The following is a 276-nucleotide window of genomic DNA, read 5'->3' on the forward strand; positions in this document are numbered from 1 at the left end:
TGCCGTGCCGGTTGAGAACCAGGTGATTGAAGCGCCAGCGGTTGTTTTTGAAAGCCAGCATGACGTTATGCCGGCCTTTGAAGCGGGTTTGCTGGACCGCGATTGTGTCGTTGTTGTCCGTCATCAGGGGCCAAAAGCGAACGGAATGCCAGAATTACATAAACTCATGCCGCCACTTGGTGTATTATTGGACCGGTGTTTCAAAATTGCGTTAGTTACCGATGGACGACTCTCCGGCGCTTCAGGTAAAGTGCCGTCAGCTATCCACGTAACACC

Annotated in this window: 1 protein-coding gene; it reads left to right on the forward strand. The window is 52.2% G+C overall.

Going from position 1 to position 276, the window contains the following annotated elements; translation table 11 throughout:
• On the forward strand, nucleotides 1-276 hold a 276-nt coding region (locus R2R70_RS20045), incomplete at both ends, for a dihydroxy-acid dehydratase (RefSeq protein WP_410978905.1).

Source organism: Cobetia sp. SIMBA_158, assembly GCF_046566945.1.
Classification (GTDB): Bacteria; Pseudomonadota; Gammaproteobacteria; order Pseudomonadales; family Halomonadaceae; genus Cobetia; species Cobetia amphilecti.